This is a genomic window from Paenarthrobacter sp. NPDC056912 (assembly GCF_042786555.1).
Classification (GTDB): Bacteria; Actinomycetota; Actinomycetes; order Actinomycetales; family Micrococcaceae; genus Arthrobacter.
This window is the reverse complement of sequence record NZ_JBHUCD010000014.1, coordinates 63,936-81,824: the sequence shown is the minus strand read 5'-3', so window position 1 is coordinate 81,824 and position 17,889 is coordinate 63,936. Positions and strand designations below refer to the sequence as shown.

The 17,889-nt window shown below is 62.7% G+C and carries 17 protein-coding genes; 9 read left to right on the top strand and 8 right to left on the bottom strand.

Features of this window, described 5'->3' with window-relative positions; genetic code table 11:
- Positions 1 to 814 precede the first annotated feature (814 nt).
- Together ACFRJ9_RS15805 and ACFRJ9_RS15800 are read right to left on the bottom strand one after the other, a co-directional pair.
- Positions 815 to 1,264 carry a hypothetical protein gene (locus ACFRJ9_RS15805; RefSeq protein WP_377669743.1) on the bottom strand — a complete coding sequence of 150 codons (450 nt, stop codon included), beginning with the start codon at positions 1,262 to 1,264 and terminating at the stop codon, positions 815 to 817.
- Between the two features lie 113 nt (positions 1,265 to 1,377).
- Positions 1,378 to 1,824: a MarR family winged helix-turn-helix transcriptional regulator gene (locus ACFRJ9_RS15800; protein ID WP_377669921.1), complete on the bottom strand. Its 447-nt coding sequence runs from the start codon at positions 1,822 to 1,824 to the stop codon at positions 1,378 to 1,380.
- 172 nt (positions 1,825 to 1,996) lie between these two features.
- Here ACFRJ9_RS15800 and ACFRJ9_RS15795 point away from each other — a divergent pair, with 172 nt between their 5' ends.
- On the top strand, positions 1,997 to 3,205 hold the full coding sequence (locus tag ACFRJ9_RS15795; protein ID WP_377669741.1) for an MFS transporter: 1,209 nt from the start codon (positions 1,997 to 1,999) through the stop codon (positions 3,203 to 3,205).
- 83 nt (positions 3,206 to 3,288) lie between these two features.
- On the opposite strand, the gene ACFRJ9_RS15790 is transcribed toward ACFRJ9_RS15795, so the two are convergent.
- Complete coding sequence (locus tag ACFRJ9_RS15790) at positions 3,289 to 3,870, bottom strand: hypothetical protein (RefSeq protein ID WP_377669739.1); 582 nt, start codon at positions 3,868 to 3,870, stop codon at positions 3,289 to 3,291.
- 118 nt (positions 3,871 to 3,988) lie between these two features.
- On the opposite strand from ACFRJ9_RS15790, the gene gcvH reads away from it, so the two are divergent.
- The 5 genes from gcvH (at position 3,989) to ACFRJ9_RS15765 (ending at position 7,063) form a co-directional block, all read left to right on the top strand.
- Positions 3,989 to 4,375, top strand: coding sequence for a glycine cleavage system protein GcvH (gcvH, locus tag ACFRJ9_RS15785; protein WP_377669737.1), 387 nt, complete (start codon positions 3,989 to 3,991; stop codon positions 4,373 to 4,375).
- A 138-nt stretch (positions 4,376 to 4,513) separates the two neighbouring features.
- Positions 4,514 to 4,990, top strand: a complete 477-nt coding sequence (locus ACFRJ9_RS15780; protein WP_377669735.1) for an FHA domain-containing protein — start codon at positions 4,514 to 4,516, stop codon at positions 4,988 to 4,990.
- Positions 4,991 to 5,013: 23 nt separating this feature from the next.
- Positions 5,014 to 5,730, top strand: coding sequence for a MerR family transcriptional regulator (locus ACFRJ9_RS15775; RefSeq protein ID WP_377669732.1), 717 nt, complete (start codon positions 5,014 to 5,016; stop codon positions 5,728 to 5,730).
- A complete protein-coding gene (locus tag ACFRJ9_RS15770) occupies positions 5,730 to 6,233 on the top strand; it encodes a bifunctional nuclease family protein (protein ID WP_144652820.1) in 504 nt (167 codons plus the stop codon). Before ACFRJ9_RS15775 ends, ACFRJ9_RS15770 begins: the two co-directional genes overlap by 1 nt.
- A gap of 236 nt (positions 6,234 to 6,469) precedes the next feature.
- On the top strand, positions 6,470 to 7,063 hold the full coding sequence (locus ACFRJ9_RS15765) for a MerR family transcriptional regulator (protein WP_377669730.1): 594 nt from the start codon (positions 6,470 to 6,472) through the stop codon (positions 7,061 to 7,063).
- A gap of 80 nt (positions 7,064 to 7,143) precedes the next feature.
- On the opposite strand, the gene ACFRJ9_RS15760 is transcribed toward ACFRJ9_RS15765, so the two are convergent.
- Positions 7,144 to 7,953 (bottom strand): ParA family protein, encoded by an 810-nt coding sequence (locus tag ACFRJ9_RS15760; RefSeq protein WP_377669728.1) that lies wholly within the window; start codon positions 7,951 to 7,953, stop codon positions 7,144 to 7,146.
- A 301-nt stretch (positions 7,954 to 8,254) separates the two neighbouring features.
- Between ACFRJ9_RS15760 and ACFRJ9_RS15755 the strand changes: the two genes are divergently transcribed.
- Entirely contained in the window at positions 8,255 to 11,650 is a 3,396-nt protein-coding gene (locus tag ACFRJ9_RS15755) for a pyruvate carboxylase (RefSeq protein WP_377669725.1), read from the top strand.
- Between the two features lie 58 nt (positions 11,651 to 11,708).
- Here the strand turns inward: ACFRJ9_RS15755 and ACFRJ9_RS15750 are convergent, their stop codons facing one another.
- Positions 11,709 to 13,520: an AMP-dependent synthetase/ligase gene (locus ACFRJ9_RS15750; RefSeq protein ID WP_377669723.1), complete on the bottom strand. Its 1,812-nt coding sequence runs from the start codon at positions 13,518 to 13,520 to the stop codon at positions 11,709 to 11,711.
- Between the two features lie 186 nt (positions 13,521 to 13,706).
- Between ACFRJ9_RS15750 and ACFRJ9_RS15745 the strand changes: the two genes are divergently transcribed.
- Positions 13,707 to 14,765 carry an ROK family protein gene (locus ACFRJ9_RS15745; protein WP_377669721.1) on the top strand — a complete coding sequence of 353 codons (1,059 nt, stop codon included), beginning with the start codon at positions 13,707 to 13,709 and terminating at the stop codon, positions 14,763 to 14,765.
- Between the two features lie 30 nt (positions 14,766 to 14,795).
- On the opposite strand, the gene ACFRJ9_RS15740 is transcribed toward ACFRJ9_RS15745, so the two are convergent.
- From ACFRJ9_RS15740 to ACFRJ9_RS15730, 3 genes are read right to left on the bottom strand one after another with little or no spacing between them, the layout of a single operon-like run.
- Complete coding sequence (locus ACFRJ9_RS15740; protein ID WP_377669719.1) at positions 14,796 to 15,353, bottom strand: hypothetical protein; 558 nt, start codon at positions 15,351 to 15,353, stop codon at positions 14,796 to 14,798.
- A complete protein-coding gene (locus ACFRJ9_RS15735) occupies positions 15,340 to 16,143 on the bottom strand; it encodes an alpha/beta hydrolase (protein WP_377669717.1) in 804 nt (267 codons plus the stop codon). Before ACFRJ9_RS15735 ends, ACFRJ9_RS15740 begins: the two co-directional genes overlap by 14 nt.
- Positions 16,140 to 16,928 carry an alpha/beta hydrolase gene (locus tag ACFRJ9_RS15730; RefSeq protein WP_377669715.1) on the bottom strand — a complete coding sequence of 263 codons (789 nt, stop codon included), beginning with the start codon at positions 16,926 to 16,928 and terminating at the stop codon, positions 16,140 to 16,142. The genes ACFRJ9_RS15735 and ACFRJ9_RS15730 overlap by 4 nt, the downstream gene beginning before the upstream one ends.
- A 111-nt stretch (positions 16,929 to 17,039) precedes the next feature.
- Between ACFRJ9_RS15730 and ACFRJ9_RS15725 the strand changes: the two genes are divergently transcribed.
- Positions 17,040 to 17,831: a lysophospholipid acyltransferase family protein gene (locus ACFRJ9_RS15725; RefSeq protein WP_377669919.1), complete on the top strand. Its 792-nt coding sequence runs from the start codon at positions 17,040 to 17,042 to the stop codon at positions 17,829 to 17,831.
- Positions 17,832 to 17,889 lie beyond the last annotated feature (58 nt).

Here is a 17,889-nt window from a genome sequence, read left to right as displayed (position 1 = left end):
TTGCCTACGCTTATGCTTGCAAAGATCGACCTCTTGGTTCATAACTATTCCTAGTCACCACCTCTTTTGACGGTGTAGGGATCCTGGCTTCTTCGAGCCCAGATCCCTGCACCCTGCAGGCAGTCAGGCGATTGCTTGCTGATAACGAGAGAAGGTGAAGCACATGGAGCAGGTAGTGGGATACGACGTGTCGTACCAGCGTATGGCATTCAGATCGAAAGTCGACAGCAATAGTATGCGATCTGCAGTACTCGAATCGCTTCTTAGGCAGGCCGCAGCCTCTGTTTTCGAGAAGAGCAATGGCCGCTGGATAGTCATCAACAAGGCGCGGTATCTTCCTCGTCAAGAAGAGACAATCGAGTTGACGATATTCGTCCCGGCTGGAGGTGATCAGTATGAGCAGTACCTCGCAGCGGTCAAGCAGTTCGAGGATCGCATCTCCTCATACTGGACCATCGAGCCAGTCGACACCACACTCCGCACCATCGAGAGTGATGGACCGAAGTGTGAAAGTGAAGCCTGTGGGAAGGAGGCCGATTGGGTTCGCGTGATTCGCGTTCCGGGATTCTTGGGTGGCACCCACTTCTGCACCGTTCACGCGCAAAACAGGAGGACTTCCGCTACTCAGGGCCGTCCAGCTTCTCCTGGCACCAACTGGAGTCAGTCACCTCCTAGCCCGCACTTCGCGGAACGAAAAGAGCCCAACCCTCCGAGGTTGAAAGCCATTCGTCCGCGCCCAGGTCAAGCAGGCCGTGCTCCGACCGCTGGAGGTGCGGGCTCTTTTCATTTTGTACAAGCGTCGGCACCCAATGACCTAGTCCTTGCTCTGCGCTAGGAGGAACAACCGCGTCGTCCCATAGGCGCAGCCGAGCCGGTTGGCAATCGTGCGGATACCGAGGCCCTGCTTCCGAAGGTGGAGGATGTCATGCTTCTGGATGTCGGTGAGGCCTGGTGTTCGAGTATCGACTCCCTTTTCTTTAAGTAAGCGAAGAAGTGAGGTCTTGGCGATGCCACTCTCTTTGGCCAGAGCTGTGCTCATCTCGCCGGCTTGGTAGCGAGCAACCAGCTGATTGAGTTCGTCGGGCGTGAACCGATCGGTGAGGCGGTAGCGATGGGTCGGGCGAGGATGCTTGGCCAGAGGACGGCGGAGCTTCCCTGCATCGATACGGTCCAGGGCGTCGCGGATGATGTTGAGCTTATCTATTTTGAAGCTGGCCCGGTTCGAGTAACGTGCTAGCACCTCGACCATGAAGGCCGGAATCACGCGGAAACGCGGGGGTTCCGGCCTTTGGTCGTTAAGGGTTTGGCGCGCTCCCGGGCTTGTTCGTTTCGCCCGCCGTATAACGCCGGACTATCCGAACAGGGCCCGGGATTCGCTTAGACCTCCTGCAGTGCGCCGAGGGCCCTCACCAGAGGCTCAAGCTCAGGCACGGACCCGGCTGCATCGAGCGCCGACGCCAAGGTCTCGTCATGGACCGGCTTGGCGGCCACCAGCAGCTTCTGGCCGGCGACCGTGAGCTCGGTGTAGATGCCGCGGCGGTCATCGGCGCACAAAATCCGGGTGAGCAGCCCCCGGTCCTCGAGGCGATTGACCAGACGAGTGGTGGCGCTGCTGGAAAGAGCGGTGGCCCGGGCCAGTTGCTGCATCCGCATGTGCCAGCCATCCTGGCGGCTCAGCGCATCCAGCACCGTGTACTCAACCACAGACAGGTCACTGGCGGCCTGCAGCGCCTTTTCCAGTTCTGCCTCGATGCTTCCGTGCAGCGCCGCAAGGGTGCGCCACCCCTGCGCCCTTACCTCGACGGCGTCATCCTTGATGCCCATGCGTGCTGTGCTCCTGCCTTGTTCCTGGATGGACGGAGACGCATCCAAAAGTAGTTGCTTGCGCAAGTACCTAGCGTGTGCAACTATATATAGAGCGTCTGCAACTATTATTCTACGGTTCCCGGCGGCGCACTTCCACTTTCGGTGGGAACCAACCATTAAGGAGCTCCACATGCCCGCAGGGTTGATTGCCCTTGCCCTCGGCGGATTCGGCATCGGACTGACCGAATTCGTGATCATGGGCCTCTTGCCGGAGGTTGCTGCCGACTTCCAGGTCAGCGAAGCCTCGGCAGGCTGGTTCATTTCCGGCTATGCCCTCAGCGTTACCGTCGGTGCCCTCCTGGTAACAGCCGCTGTCACCAGGTTGCCGCGTAAGCCGGTCCTCGTCGGACTGCTTGTCCTCTTCATAGCGGGCAACTTCTTGTCCGCGATAGCCGACAACTACACTGCGATGCTCATCGGCCGCATTGTTGCCGCGCTGTGCCATGGCGCGTTCTTCGGCATCGGGTCCGTGGTCGCTGCCAGCCTGGTTCCCGCCCACAAGAAGGCGGGGGCAATCGCCATCATGTTCACCGGGTTGACTGCCGCCAACGTCCTGGGTGTGCCGTTCGGAACCCTTCTCGGCCAAAACTTCGGCTGGCGCTCCACGTTCTGGGCAATCACCGCTATTGGTGTGGTGGCGTTGCTAGGCATCGCGCTCATGGTTCCGAAGGCAAGCACTGAGCCCACCAAGGGCCTCCGGAGTGAACTGGGTGCGTTCAAGTCGGGACAAGTGTGGCTTTCGATCGTCGTAACTGTCCTCGGCTTCGGGGGAATGTTCGGCGCCTTCACCTACATCGCCTTTACTTTGACCGAGGTGTCCGGATTCGAGTCCAGCGCCGTGCCGTGGCTCTTGGTGCTCTTTGGCGGTGGCCTGTTCGTCGGCAACTTCCTGGGTGGCAAGGCGGCCGACAAAGCCTTGGACAAATCCTTGATTGTCATTCTGGCGGGCTTGGTAGTGGTTCTTGTCTTCTTCGCCCTGACCGCCTCCAACAGCATCGCCACGCTCGTGTCCCTGGCGCTCATGGGTGGATTCGGGTTCGCTACCGTCCCCGGCCTGCAAATGCGGGTCATGCACTTTGCCTCGACTGCTCCAACCCTGGCGTCGGGCGCGAACATCGGAGCCTTCAACCTCGGAAATGCCTTGGGGGCCTGGCTTGGTGGCGTCACCATCACTGCCGGCCTTGGCTACACCTCGCCCATCTGGGCCGGGGCCGCCATTACGGTTGCGGCGTTGCTGGTCATGCTGGTGGCTGCAGCAGCCGCCAGGGGCGGGGGAGCTGCGGCACCTGCTGCAACGCCCGACGTCGATCACTCACCCCGCGAGGCGACCGTCGCTTAACGATTGATGACCGAACAGGAAAAACCCGCCGCGAGTTTCCCGTGGCGGGTTTTCTTGTTATGTGATGCTGGTCCAGCGCCGGGCTAGGGGTTGGGTGTTGTATCCCGTGCCTCATGCTCAGTCCGCTTGGCTGTTGCGGTGCGCTCGGTCTCGGCCTGCTTCAGCGCCTTCATCTGCTTTCCCCGCCTCCGCCAGACGGCCCAGAGGACGGTCACACCAATAAAGATGACCAGGGCCGCGATTGCTGAGACGGCGGTCCAGGTAGTGAAGAACCCGGCGTCTACACTCAACGTGCGCTGGCCGGCGTGGGCTGATTCGGTAGAGCCGAAGACGATGCCGGCCGTCAAGAGGTTGGGCGTGGCGAGGGCGACAGCCACCAGCAGTATGGCGATCTTCCACGGCCAAGTGACGGCCTTGCGTGTTGCCTGCCACGCCACCAGCAGTGGAATGAAAGTGAACACGAACCCGTAGAACATGCCTACCAGGATGCTGGCACCCAGATCCCGCCGGATCTGTCCGGCGATGGTGTCGGCCCACCAGCGGGGAAGAATTGCGCCGAGAATGAAGTAGGCCGCCACGGCGACAAGCAGGGCCACCAGGATCAGGATAATTTTGACGCCCCAATTGCGCTTTTTCTGAGCCGGTACTTGTGCTTGTTCAGTCATGGGTCAATCATTGCAGAGACCCCATCGGGCGCAGGGGTAATTGTGCCTATACTTTCAGCGGTGGCCGAACGAGCGGGCCGCCGTCGAGGTTCGTAAATGTCCCGATGAAAGGCCACCCATGAGCAATATTCCAGAAGATCTTTCCTATACCGCAGAACACGAATGGGTATCCGCTCCCGATGCGGACGGCGTGGTGCGCGTTGGTATCACCGACTTCGCCCAGGATGCCTTGGGCGACGTCGTCTATGCCCAGATGCCCGAACCCGGCACCAAGGTCAAGGGCAACGAGGTTGTTGGTGAGGTTGAATCCACCAAGAGTGTCTCCGATATTTATGCACCCGTGGCAGGCGAGGTAGTCAGCCGCAATGATGCCCTGGACTCCGATCCTGCCCTTATTAACTCGGACCCGTACGGCGAAGGCTGGCTTATTGAAGTAAAGCTCGCCGAAGCTGATGCGGTGGAATCCCTGCTCAGTGCATCGGAGTACGAACAACAGGTAGGCTAAAGTTATCTGGCCCGCCAGGCTGAATTCCTCCGCGAGGGGAAGTCGGGCGGCGGGCCAGGAACCGATTTGCCCGGCGGTACCGGGATGCGGAAGTGGCCGGCAGGGTTTGGAACTGCCGGCGGATGAGGAGGAAATTCCATGGTTGGCGGCGAACAGAACCAAGCCAATGTCGGGAACGGCGCGGAGGAACAGCCTACGTCGGAGACCACCTCGATCAGCATCACGCCAACGTGGGACGAGCCGAGCATTGCGCCCAAGCTGGCACCCGAGGAACGCGCATCCGTGGATGCCCTTCCCCCGGACTCGGCCTTGCTCATAGCCCACAGCGGCCCGAATGCAGGCGCTCGGTTCCTTCTGGATGCGGACACCACCACCGCCGGACGGCACCCGGATGCTGACATTTTCCTTGACGACGTCACGGTGTCCCGCAAACACGTCCAGTTCATCCGCTCCGCGTCCGGTTTCGAACTCGTGGACATGGGCAGCCTCAATGGCACCTATGTCAACCACGATCGCGTGGACCGCGTGCAGTTGAAGAGCGGCAATGAGGTCCAGATCGGTAAATTCCGGTTGACCTACTACCTGAGCCCTGCACGCGCAGCAGGCCAGGTCTGACCCCCGGGTATCTGCCTGTGGCTATGGCCCAGCCGGACCGTCGCGGACCGCAGATCCTGAACATCGGGGAAGTCCTCGCCCAGTTGAGCGATGACTTCCCTGGTATGTCTGCGTCCAAGATTCGCTTCCTTGAGGAAAAGGGACTCATCAATCCGAAGCGGACCCCCGCCGGCTACAGGCAGTACGCTGACAGCGACGTCGAGCGGCTCCGGTTTGTCCTGGGGCTCCAACGTGATCAATATCTGCCGCTGAAGGTCATCAAGGACTACCTGGACGCCATTGACAGGGGAGAGCGGCCGGAGAACCTGCCGCCTGGGGTGACGGTGTCGCCCAGGGTGGTCTCCGCTGAGATGGCTGCGGAGGTGCAGGGACGCGCACGCGCCCTGACGGAGGAACAGCTGCGTGCCGAGTCGGGTGCCAGTGTTACTTTGCTGGAGTCCCTCCTGAGTTTTGGGCTCATCAGCCACATTGGCGGGAAGTTTGACGAACACGCACTGCAAGTGGCGCGCGCCTGCGTTCAGCTGGAGGGACATGGCCTGGAGCCCAGGCATTTGCGCCCCTTCCAAGCAGCAGCTGAACGCGAGTTCGGCTTGGTTGAAAGGGCTGTTGCCGCGCTGACATCCCGGCGGGACGCCGCATCCCAGGCACGGGCTGCCGAAGCCGCCCGTGAGATCAGCGAACTCTGCCTCACGCTGCACAGGGCGCTTGTCCACGACCGCATCGCACGGATGGACACCTGATGATAGAAGTCGAAATCGTCGGCGTCCGGATCGAACTGCCGTCCAACCAGCCGTTGGTCCTCTTGCGTGAGATCAACGGGGAGCGGCATGTTCCCATCTGGATTGGAACTCCCGAGGCCAGCGCCATCGCCTTGGCGCAGCAGGGTGTGGTTCCGCCACGGCCCATGACCCATGACCTCCTGGTGGACGTTGTTGAGTCGCTGGGCCATTCGATCATCAGCGTTAACATCGTGGCCGTCGAGGACAACATCTTCTACGGACAGCTGCAATTCGACGACGGCACGGTAGTGAGTTCACGCGCTTCGGACGCCCTGGCCCTTGCGCTGCGGGCCAAATGCCGCATCTGGTGCGCTGACGCCGTGATGGAAGAAGCTGGTGTCCGGATCACCGAGCACGATGAAGGCGAGGACTCGGAGCCGGATCCAACTGTGGACGAAGAGCGCGAAATGCGCCGCTTCCGTGAGTTCCTGGACGACGTGGAACCCGAGGATTTCGAAGGCTGATACACCCTAAGCCTAAAGTTGAGGGTGAAAGTTTCGACACGACCCGAATTTGGTGCCAAGGTCTTTGACCTCGAAGCCTCACAGGCCTAACGTCGAAGGTATCAAGTTCCCGTTGCATACACTGCCTGCGCAAGTCACACTGGAAAGTGCGGCCTTGCGGGAATTACACTGCTGCATTTCGGCGTTGTGATCAGGGTATGCACCGTCCCCAAGGGAACTGAGAACAAGGAGGTCACGTGAGTCCGAAAGGCGAAGCAGGCGAGCTGAAGCAGGCCTCGACCGGCATTGCTGCGCCCGCATCCGGCGCCCAAGGTTTGCTCTTCACGGAGGACCTTCCTGTGCTGGACGAGGACGCGGGCTACCGTGGTCCTACTGCGTGCAAGGCCGCAGGAATCACGTACCGCCAGTTGGACTACTGGGCGCGCACCGGCCTCGTTGAACCTGCTGTCCGCGGTGCTGCGGGCTCAGGATCCCAGCGGCTCTACGGCTTCCGCGACATCCTGGTCCTCAAGGTGGTAAAGCGCCTGCTGGATACGGGAGTGTCCCTGCAGCAGATCCGCACCGCCGTTGAGCACCTTCGTGAGCGCGGCGTTGAGGACCTTGCACAGATTACGCTCATGAGCGATGGCGCCAGCGTCTACGAATGTACGTCCGCTGACGAAGTCATTGATCTCGTTCAAGGTGGTCAGGGCGTTTTCGGCATTGCCGTTGGACGTGTGTGGAGGGAAGTCGAGGGAAGCCTTGCCGCACTTCCGAGCGAGCACGCCGCAGAGCAGTCCTTTCCGGACGACGAATTGACCAAGCGGCGCGTAGCGCGTCGTATCGGCTAGAACGCCGGCCCACAGAATTCATACCAATTGAATGAAGCCCCGTCCCAGTATGGGCGGGGCTTCATTGTTTAACTTCTACCTCAGCGCTGGCGGCGGTCCCGTACGGCGGGCTGGCTGCCCAGCAAGCTCTGCAGCAGGGCATCAAACAGTTTGGCGGAGTTCTTGGCTGAGTCCCCGGGCCAATGATGCACTGAGTGCGCCGCTCCCTGGATCTGCTGCCAGTTGGCTTGCTCCGGAATGTGTGGCGTCAGCAAGAGATCCCCGAACATGGACTCCATTTCGGCCAGGCGGAACGTATGTTCCGACGATCCCGTGCGCACGCGGTTGGCGACGATCCCGGCCGGGGCAAGGTTGGGGGCGAACTCCTGCCGGAACAGCTGAATGGCCCGCATGGTGCGCTCGGTGCCCGCCACTGAGAACAGTCCCGGTTCGGCAACGAGGACCACGCGGTCACTGGCGCTCCACGCCATGCGAGTCAGCCCGTTGAGGGACGGCGGGCAGTCCACCAGGACCAGTTCGTAGTTGGTGGTTCCGGCCAGCACGGCGGACAATCTGCGAAGATCGCGGCGGCCAAGGTCCGGCCGGTCATAGATTCCCGTGAATGCCGAACCCACCGCGACGTCAAGAGTGCCGTCGCTGGAGCCGTTGGAGACCCAACTGCTGCTGGCCACATTGTCGTGGAGCCTGGCTTTTCTGGGGCTTTTCAGCATGCGCCCGATGTCCAACTGTTCGTCGGGCTGCACGCCGAGTGCCGTGGTGGCGTCGGCATGGGGATCGAGGTCCACCACCAGGGTGGGAATACCGGCCGCAAGGGCCGCGGACGCCAGACCGGTGGTCACGGACGTTTTTCCCACTCCACCTTTGAGGCTGCTGATGCTGACTACTTGCACTTGAAAACCCAAAACCTAACGCCGGTTGCCGTATCGCGCTGATTCGGCTCCGGAAGCGCCGGAGCCGGGGCTTGCCGAAGCCCCCTCAACATCATATGGTGCATGACCGTCGATTCCCGCTTTCTACGCGCCCGAGGCTTGGGAGAGGGGTGGCAATAGCACGCTGGCGGATCGCGCGCACGCATATACAGTCCACATGACGATTCCTTTGTGATGGTTGCCACAAAGATTTGTGTTTGATGCTGGCGGCACTACACACTGTGACCACCGACCGATCCACCCGCAATGATGCAGGAGAAGCATGTTTTCGAAAATTCTGGTGGCCAATCGCGGCGAGATCGCGATCAGGGCGTTTCGCGCTGGTTACGAGCTGGGCGCCAAAACCGTGGCCGTCTTTCCGCACGAGGACCGCAACTCGATCCACCGGCAGAAGGCCAACGAGGCTTACCTCATCGGCGAAGTAGGCCATCCCGTTCGGGCCTACCTGGATGTCGAGGAGGTTGTCCGCGTCGCCAAGGAAGCCGGCGCTGACGCCATTTACCCCGGGTACGGGTTCCTCTCGGAGAACCCGGACCTCGCCCGTGCCGCTAAAGCGGCCGGAATAACGTTCGTTGGTCCGCCCGCCGAGGTCCTGGAACTTGCCGGCAACAAAGTTGCCGCCCTCGAAGCCGCACGCAAGGCCGGTGTCCCGGTCCTGAAGTCGAGCCAGCCGTCCAAGGACCTCGATGAGCTGATTGCAGCTGCGGACGAGATCGGCTTCCCGATTTTCGCCAAGGCTGTTGCCGGCGGCGGCGGACGTGGCATGCGTCGTGTCGAGACACGCGAAGCCCTCCCCGAAGCGCTGCAGTCCGCCATGCGTGAGGCTGACGCGGCATTCGGTGACCCCACCATGTTCCTTGAGCAGGCAGTGCTGCGGCCGCGCCACATTGAAGTGCAGATTCTCGCTGACGCCGAAGGCAACGTCATTCACCTGTTCGAGCGTGACTGTTCGCTGCAGCGCCGCCACCAGAAGGTGATTGAAATTGCCCCCGCTCCCAACCTGGATGAGAACATCCGCCAGGCGCTGTACCGGGATGCCGTTGCCTTCGCGAAGGCCTTGAACTACGTCAATGCCGGAACCGTCGAGTTCCTCGTCGACACCGAGGGCGAACGAGCCGGACAACACGTCTTCATCGAAATGAACCCCCGTATCCAGGTTGAGCACACCGTGACCGAAGAGATCACGGATGTCGACCTCGTTCAGGCGCAGATGCGCATTGCCTCCGGTGAGACCCTTGCCGACCTCGGCCTTAGCCAGGACAGCGTCTCGATCAAGGGCGCTGCGCTGCAGTGCCGTATCACCACCGAGGATCCGGCCAACGGATTCCGCCCGGACGTCGGAAAGATCACCGGCTACCGTTCCGCAGGTGGCGCTGGTGTACGGCTCGACGGCGGTACGGTCTACTCCGGTGCCGAGATCAGCCCGCACTTCGACTCCATGCTGGTGAAGCTGACCTGCCGTGGCCGTGACTACCCGGCCGCCGTGGCACGTGCACGCCGTGGGTTGGCTGAGTTCCGCATCCGCGGCGTGTCTACCAACATCCCCTTCCTGCAGGCCGTTCTCGCCGATCCGGACTTCAACGCCGGCAACGTGGCCACGGACTTCATCGACAAGCGCCCCGAGCTCCTCAAGTCGCACATCTCGGCAGACCGCGGCACAAAGCTGATCACCTGGCTGGCGGACGTCACCGTCAACAAGCCGAACGGCGAACTCACGGTCCACTCCGACCCCGCGAGCAAGCTGCCCGAAGTCGACGGTCCGGTTCCGACCTCCGGCTCGCGGCAGAAGTTGATTGAGCTCGGGCCTGAGGGCTTCGCCAAGGCACTGCGTGAGCAGCAGGCAGTGGCCGTCACGGATACGACGTTCCGGGACGCCCACCAATCGCTCCTGGCCACCCGCGTCCGTACCCGCGACCTCGTTGCGGCTGGTCCGGCTGTAACGGCATTGATGCCTGAGCTGCTCTCCGTGGAAGCCTGGGGCGGGGCTACGTACGACGTCGCACTGCGCTTCCTGGGTGAGGATCCGTGGGACCGCTTGGCCGCACTGCGCCAGGCACTGCCCAACACTTGCCTCCAGATGCTCCTCCGTGGACGCAACACCGTTGGCTACACGCCGTACCCGGAAGAAGTGACTGAGGCTTTCGTCAGCGAAGCAGCGGCCACGGGCATCGACATCTTCCGCATCTTCGACGCCCTCAACGACGTCAACCAGATGGCCCCGGCCATCCGTGCGGTGCGTGCAACCGGAACCGCCGTTGCAGAGGTGGCGCTGTGCTACACCGGCAACCTCCTGGATCCCAAGGAGGATCTGTACACCCTCGACTACTACCTGGAGCTTGCCCAGAAGATCGTCGACGCCGGTGCGCACATCCTTGCCATCAAGGACATGGCCGGACTGTTGCGTCCTGCCGCTGCCGCGAAGCTGGTCACGGCTTTGAGGGAGCGTTTCGACCTGCCGGTTCACCTGCACACGCACGACACCGCAGGCGGCCAGCTCGCCACCCTCCTGGCGGCCGTCGACGCAGGTGTGGACGCCGTCGACGTCGCTTCGGCTTCGTTGGCCGGTACCACCAGCCAGCCCGCGGCTTCTGCCTTGGTCGCTGCCTTGGCCAACACCCCGCGCGACACGGGCCTCAGCCTGGCCCACGTGGGCGCCATGGAACCGTATTGGGAAGCCGTTCGACGTGTCTACGCACCCTTCGAGTCCGGGCTCCCGGGTCCCACGGGACGGGTGTACCAGCACGAAATCCCGGGTGGCCAGCTGTCCAACCTTCGCCAACAGGCCATCGCGCTGGGGCTGGGGGAGCAGTTCGAAGCCATTGAGGACATGTACACCGCTGCCGACCGCATCCTGGGCCGCCTGGTCAAGGTGACACCGTCTTCCAAGGTGGTGGGCGACCTGGCCCTGCATCTCGTGGGACTCAATGCCGACCCGGCGGACTTCAACGAGAACCCGCAGAACTACGACATCCCGGACTCCGTCATCGGCTTCCTCTCCGGGGAACTCGGTGATCCTCCCGGAGGTTGGCCTGAGCCCTTCCGCACCAAGGCCCTGCAGGGCCGCAGCATCAAGGTGCGCGACGTCCAGATCAGTGCCGAGGACAGCGCAGCGCTCAAGGGTGATTCCAAGACCCGCCAGCACACGCTCAACCGCTTGCTCTTTGCGGGTCCCACCAAGGACTACCTCAAGAGCGTTGACACCTACGGCAACATCTCCGTGCTCGACACTCGCGACTACCTCTACGGCCTGCAGCGCGGTGCGGAGCATGTCATCGAACTGGAAAAGGGCGTCCGCCTGATTGCCCAGCTCGAGGCCGTGTCCGAGGCCGACGAGAAGGGCATGCGCACGGTCATGTGCACGCTGAACGGGCAGTCCCGACCGGTGGTAGTCCGCGACCGCTCCGTGGTCAGCAACGTCAAGGCCGCAGAAAAGGCCGACCCCGCACAACCGGGCCAGGTTGCGGCGCCGTTCGCCGGCGCTGTCACTGTCGCCGTCAAGGTGGGCGATGTGGTGAACGTCGGAGACACCGTGGCCACCATTGAGGCCATGAAGATGGAAGCGTCCATCACGACGCCGGTGGCAGGCACGGTCTCACGCCTTGCCATTCCCGCGGTGGGGCAGGTCCAAGGCGGCGATTTGCTGCTGGTAGTCGGCTAGGACCCGGCAAAGCAAAAAGAACCCCTTCCGGATCTTCCGGAAGGGGTTCTTTTCTTGCCTAGGACGCGCGGGGCGCGCCGTACATTTCCTCGATCACGGCGTCGAAGTCCTTCATGACCTGGGCGCGCTTGACCTTGAGGGAGGGGGTAAGGTGCCCGGAGGCTTCCGTGAAGTCCGCTGGAACGATCCTGAAGGACTTGATGGCCTCCGCCTGCGAGACGGATTGGTTCGCCTTGCTGATGAGCTCTTGGACGGCGGCTTTGACCACCGCGTGATCCGAGGCCTCGTCCAGCGTGGTGCCGGACGGCAGTCCGTGCCGCTCCAGCCAACCGGGCAGTGCTTCTTCGTCCAGCGTGACGAGTGCCCCGATGAAGGGGCGGTTGTCACCAACCACCAGGACCTGGGAGACCAAGGCGTCTGCGCGGATCTGGTCCTCCAGGAGGGCAGGAACTACGTTCTTTCCACCCGCCGTGACGATGATTTCCTTCTTGCGGCCGGTGATCTTGAGGAAGCCGTTGTTGTCGAGTTCGCCGATATCGCCGGTGCGGAACCAGCCGTCGTCGAAGGCTTCGGCGGTGAGGTCTTCCCGCCGGTAGTAGCCCCGCATCACGCAGACGCCCTTGGTGAGGATTTCGCCGTCGTCCGCGATCTTGACCGAGTTGCCCGGCAGGGGGGCGCCCACCGTACCGATCTTGATCATGGACGGAGTGTTGACCGATATTGGCGCCGTGGTCTCGGTCAGGCCGTAGCCTTCCAGGATCTGAAGCCCGATGCCTTGGAAGAAGTGGCCAAGCCGTTCACCCAACGGGCCTCCGCCGGACACGGCATGGGCTACGTGGCCGCCCATGGCCGCGCGGAGCTTGCCGTAAACCAGCTTGTCGAACACCGCGTGCTTGATCTTTAGGCCGAGACCCAGGGAGCCGGACTCGCGCGCCTTGGAGTAGGCGATGGCAGTATCCACGGCGCGATGGAAGATTGCGCCCTTGCCTCCGTCTTCGGCCTTGGTCAGGGCGGAGTTGTAGACCTTTTCGAAAACCCTCGGGACCGCCAGGATGAACGTCGGCTGGAAGCTTTGGAGATCGGCCAGCAGGTTCTTGATGTCAGGGGTGTGGGCCACCTTGACGCCGCCAGCCACAGCCAGAACGGAAATGAAGCGCGCAAACACGTGGGCCAGCGGGAGGAACATGATGGTCTTGGCCGACTCGTTGACCACCTCCGGAATTGCCACGCGGGCGTTCTCCGAGAGTTCAACGAAGTTCCCGTGGGTCAGTTCGCAACCCTTTGGACGGCCGGTGGTGCCGGAGGTGTAGATAATGGTGGCAACATCCGCGAGACCAGCGGCGGAGCGGCGGGACTCAAGTTCTTCGTCCGGGACGCCGGCGCCGGCAGCGCGCAGCGCATCCAAGCCGGCACCCTCGAGCTGCCAGACATTGGCCACGGACGCGATGTCCTCCGCTGCGACAGCCTGCCGGATCACGTCTTCGTGGTGGGCTGCCTCGCCAAAAGCGGCTACTGCGCCTGAATCGCCCAGGTTCCATGCCACCTGTGAAGGCGAGGAGGTTTCATAGATCGGTACCGAGACTGCCCCGGCAAACCAGATGGCAAAGTCCACCAAGGACCATTCGTACCGGGTCCGGGACATGATGCCCACACGGTCGCCCGCCGCCACTCCGCTCGCAATGAGGCCCTTGGCCAGGGCCTTGACGTCCGCCAGGAACTCCTTGGCATGTATGTCCTGCCACTGCGCGTTGCTGTCCAGCTTGGCGAACAGTGCCGGGTTGGATGCCTTGGCGGCTTCCCGGATCACGAGGTCCGTGATGTTGGTTTCAGGGGCGACATTGATGAGGGGAGGAACACTGATTTCACGCACGGTAGCTCCTTTGATATCCACGGGCCACGAGGGGCTGGTTCCACTCTAGTATGCCCACTCATGGAGGTGTGTCCTATTTCACCTACTGGCGAGTAACTTTACGGATGAGCCGCCGTTCAGGGCAACTTGGCTCCATTCGGCACCCTGGATGCCGGGGTGCGGTATTCCGCGGAATAGGATTGTGGGATGCCCTCCCTTAGGTCCAGTTCCCGCACCCGAATCAGGCCACCGGCCGCTGCCTGGAAGGAAGTGCCGTGGGCTGCCCGCCGAAGCCATCTGGGCCGGAGGGGCCTGGCCATCGGTATCGATATCGGTGGCACGAAAGTGGCTGCCGGCGTCGTTGACGCCGAGGGGCGGGTGCTGGCGGAAGCGCGCCGTTCCACGCCCGGCGCCGACCCCCGGGCGGTGGAGCAGACCATTGTGGAGTTGGTTACCGAGCTCAGCGGCGACCATCGGATCGCCTCTGTCGGCATCGGGGCGGCAGGGTGGATGGACCTCGACGGCGGTACGGTGCTGTTCAGCCCGCACCTCGCCTGGCGCAACGAGCCCCTGCGGGAGAGCCTTCAGAAGCTGCTGAGGCGGCCTGTCCTGCTGACCAACGACGCCGATGCCGCAGCCTGGGCCGAGTGGCGCTTTGGTGCCGGCCAAGGTGAGAGCCGCCTGGTGTGCATCACGCTGGGCACGGGCATCGGCGGTGCCATGGTCATGGACGGCAAAGTTGAACGCGGGCGCTATGGTGTGGCCGGAGAATTCGGGCATCAGATCATTTTCCCGGGCGGGCATCGTTGCGAGTGCGGCAACCGCGGCTGCTGGGAACAGTATGCGTCCGGAAATGCCTTGGGGCGCGAAGCCCATCAACTGGTACGGACCAACTCGCCGGAGGGCCGGGGGCTCTTGGAGAAGGCCGGCGGGGTCGCGGAAAGCATCACCGGGGCCGCGGTCACAGCGTTGGCTCTTGCCGGTGACGCCACATCCAAGGAGTTGCTGGCCGATCAAGGCGAATGGTTGGGTCTTGGCCTGGCCAACCTGGCCGCTGCGCTGGACCCCGGGATGTTCGTGATCGGTGGAGGTCTGTGCGATGCCGGAGAGCTCCTCACCGGACCGGCGCGCACCGCCTTTGCCAAGAACCTGACCGGGCGGGGATTCAGGCCGATGGCCCGGATCGAACTCGCTGCCCTTGGCCCGAGTGCCGGAATGATCGGGGCCGCGGACCTTTCGCGTGTCAGCGGGCGGGCCCACAGCTAAGCCGGGACGCACCTAAGCGAGGGCCGAGGCCTAGATGCGCGCGCCGTCGTCGTCCTCGTTTTTTTCCTGGGGCAGCCTCATGATGAGGTAGACCACCGACGCCACGAACACGGCCACGATTCCCAGGATGGCGGTCAGCGGCGCTGAACGCCAGAACATCGCGGTGAAAAGCAAAGCAATGGGCCCGCCAACGGCACCCACCCAAGCCAGCATGGTCATGGGTTCCGTGCCCGCCAGGCTCGGGGGCTCGTCGGGCACGAAGGCCTCATCGTCGTCGTCAACCTCGAAGTCGCGTGGCCCCAGGGGTCGGCCTGCACCTTCACTGGAGGCCGGGACTGCTGCCGGCTCCGGGCTGCCGACCCCCGCCGGAGTGGACAATCCGAGAGGATCGAAGTCCTTGAAAGTCTTGCCGGCTTCCGGCTTGGCTGGAGCGGCAGCCTCAGTAGGTTCATCCACGGGCCTGGTCGCAGGAAGTTCCTCTTCGGGCAAAGTCTCGGTCGCCTCCAAACGGGCTACCAGATCCAGCCATACGGCGTCGTCATCCTTGTTGGCGCTTTGATCGGCTGAATTGGGATCAGGCCTGTTCATCGGCTGTGTCCTTTTCGGGGAAAAGCCCGTTGCCAGCCAAAGCCGCCACGGTTTCTCGAATGAATTCGACGGTACCGTCGAAAATTTCAGGTGCGTCGTTGTCCAAGGTTGCCACGTGGTGGCTGTTGTGGAGGTAGCGGACATCCAGGGGCGCCTGCAGGCGGGACCGCAGGAAATCCAAGCTGGCGTTCGAAACCACGTTGTCCACGGTGGAACGGTACACGCGGACCGGGCTGCTGATGCGGGGGAGGATGGCAGCGGTGTCCTTGTACATTCTCTTCAGTTCGTGGGCTGCCGCTACGGGTGTCCGGGCGTAGGCACCTTCGTCCTGGTCCGGCTTGAGAATGTCGTTCGCAATCGCCGGTGTCGTCTTCACTACATACTTGAGCGCCCCGACAATAACGGCCCGCGGGTCATCCAAAACCAGGCCGGGATTGACCACCACAGTGCCCGCTACAGGCCGTGTGGCCGCAATCCTCAATGCGAGTGTGCCTCCCATGGACAAGCCTGCAGTGAACACGTAGTCGCAATCCGTGGCCAACTCCCTGTAGGCATCATCGACTGCGCGGTGCCACTCCCGCCACGAGCGCGTGGCCATGTCCTGCCAGGTAGTCCCGTGGCCTGGGAGCAATGGCAGCCTGACAGCGTATCCGGCCGCCGCCAGGTGTTCAGCCCAGGGTCGCACGCTGTGGGGACTCCCAGTGAAGCCGTGGGACATGACCACTCCGACGCGGGGGCCGGCTCCATTCCAACTGCTGCGGAACGGCGAGAAATCCGGAAGCATTTTCATGATGACTTCGAGGCTACTCTGTCGCTGGCATGCTGACGGAAAAACCCGGCAGATTCTTCGAAGATGATGGGGGCGTCCACATCCAGAGTGGCAACGTGGCCGCTTTGGGGGAGGGTGACGATCTTCAGGCGGGACGAAGCAATGTGCCGGCTGATGGTGGCCACGGAGCTGGGCGGGATGACACCGTCCACCGCTGACTTGAACACCAAGGCCGGGGCCTGCACTTGGGGCAGCCCGCGCGTAGCCGCCCGGAAGAGCTTCTTGAGTTCGTGCACCGACTTCAACGGTGTCTTGGAGTAGTCGCCCGTCTCATCGGTGAGCGGAGCAGGGTTGTCTTCCACTATGGGCGTGGTGGTCGGCATGACGTACTTCAGGGCGCCTACGTACCTCACCCGGCGGTCGTAAAAGCTTAGGCCGGGATTGACCAGCACCAGTCCTGGAACGTCGTGGATGGCAGCCACCCGAAGGGCCACCGCGCCGCCCATGGACAGTCCCGCGACGAAGCACATGTCTGTTTTCCCGGCGAGGTCCAGGTAGCTCTGCTCAAAGGTCCGGTACCAGTCCTGCCAGCGTGTTGTGGCAAGGTCGCGCCAGTTGGTGCCGTGACCGGGGAGGAGGGGCACGGAAACGGCAAACCCTTGCTCAGCCAGGTACTCGGCCCAGGGGATCATGCTGAGCGGGCTGCCGGTGAACCCATGGCAGATAGCCACTCCGGTCGAAGCGTTGGCTCCGTGTCCGGCATAGTGGAAGGCGAGCGGGGCAGCGGCTTTGTTGCGTTCCGTCATGGGTCCATCGTGTCACTGTTCCGGACATTTCTCACTGGAGTAGGGTTGCAGTTGAGTGCCGGCCGGGTAGCCCCGGAAGCAGGCCAGCCATCGGCCGTGAGAGGGACAAACGTGTTCTATTGGGTCATGAAGAGGATCTTTCTCGGTCCCATCCTCAAGCTCCTGTTCAGGCCTTGGGTCAAAGGCCTGGACAACGTTCCTGAAAATGGCGCAGCAATACTGGCGTCCAATCATCTGTCCTTTTCCGACTCGATCTTCCTGCCTTTGGTAGTCCACCGTCCTGTCATTTTCCTCGCGAAGGCCGAGTACTTCTCGGGAACCGGGATTAAGGGCCGGCTCACTGCTCTGTTCTTCAGGCTGAGCAACCAGCTGCCCATGGACCGCTCCGGAGGCGCCGCCTCTGAGATGTCTTTGCAGGCAGGAAAGGACGTCCTGACCTCCGGCGGCCTGTTGGGGATTTATCCGGAGGGCACCCGCAGCCCGGATGCCCGGCTGTACCGCGGCAAGGTTGGCGTAGCGAGGCTGGCCCTCCAGACGCGCGTGCCGGTTGTGCCGGTGGCGATGATCGGAACCGAGAAAGTCCAGCCAATCGGCAAGAGACTGCCGAGCATTCGGCGGATCGGGCTCATCTTCGGGCAGCCGCTGGACTTCAGCCGCTACTACGGCATGGAGGACGACCGCCTGATTCAGAGGGCGGTGACAGACGAGATCATGTATGAGTTGATGCGGCTGTCCGGACAGGAATACGTGGATGAGTACGCGGCCGTCGTCAAGGCGCGGTTGGCTGGCAAGGGTCCGGAACCCGTGCATAAGCCCGAGGCAGCCGAGGACACTACCGCAGGGATTGCCGACGACGCAGAGAAACCTGACGGCGACGGGCAGAAGCCAGCCGGGGGACTGTGACGCCTCCTGAGGCGTCAGTTACGGCGGTAGTCCCTCAACCCTGCCGGAGGCTACTACT

Excerpts from the sequence above, each read along its gene's own strand:
- ACFRJ9_RS15800 (WP_377669921.1), bottom strand. The coding sequence starts at position 1,824 with ATGGGCATCAAGGATGACGCCGTCGAGGTAAGGGCGCAGGGGTGGCGC.
- ACFRJ9_RS15795 (WP_377669741.1), top strand. The coding sequence starts at position 1,997 with ATGCCCGCAGGGTTGATTGCCCTTGCCCTCGGCGGATTCGGCATCGGA.
- ACFRJ9_RS15790 (WP_377669739.1), bottom strand. The coding sequence starts at position 3,870 with ATGACTGAACAAGCACAAGTACCGGCTCAGAAAAAGCGCAATTGGGGC.
- gcvH (WP_377669737.1), top strand. The coding sequence starts at position 3,989 with ATGAGCAATATTCCAGAAGATCTTTCCTATACCGCAGAACACGAATGG.
- ACFRJ9_RS15780 (WP_377669735.1), top strand. The coding sequence starts at position 4,514 with ATGGTTGGCGGCGAACAGAACCAAGCCAATGTCGGGAACGGCGCGGAG.
- ACFRJ9_RS15775 (WP_377669732.1), top strand. The coding sequence starts at position 5,014 with ATGGCCCAGCCGGACCGTCGCGGACCGCAGATCCTGAACATCGGGGAA.
- ACFRJ9_RS15770 (WP_144652820.1), top strand. The coding sequence starts at position 5,730 with ATGATAGAAGTCGAAATCGTCGGCGTCCGGATCGAACTGCCGTCCAAC.
- ACFRJ9_RS15755 (WP_377669725.1), top strand. The coding sequence starts at position 8,255 with ATGTTTTCGAAAATTCTGGTGGCCAATCGCGGCGAGATCGCGATCAGG.
- ACFRJ9_RS15745 (WP_377669721.1), top strand. The coding sequence starts at position 13,707 with ATGCCCTCCCTTAGGTCCAGTTCCCGCACCCGAATCAGGCCACCGGCC.
- ACFRJ9_RS15740 (WP_377669719.1), bottom strand. The coding sequence starts at position 15,353 with ATGAACAGGCCTGATCCCAATTCAGCCGATCAAAGCGCCAACAAGGAT.
- ACFRJ9_RS15735 (WP_377669717.1), bottom strand. The coding sequence starts at position 16,143 with ATGAAAATGCTTCCGGATTTCTCGCCGTTCCGCAGCAGTTGGAATGGA.
- ACFRJ9_RS15730 (WP_377669715.1), bottom strand. The coding sequence starts at position 16,928 with ATGACGGAACGCAACAAAGCCGCTGCCCCGCTCGCCTTCCACTATGCC.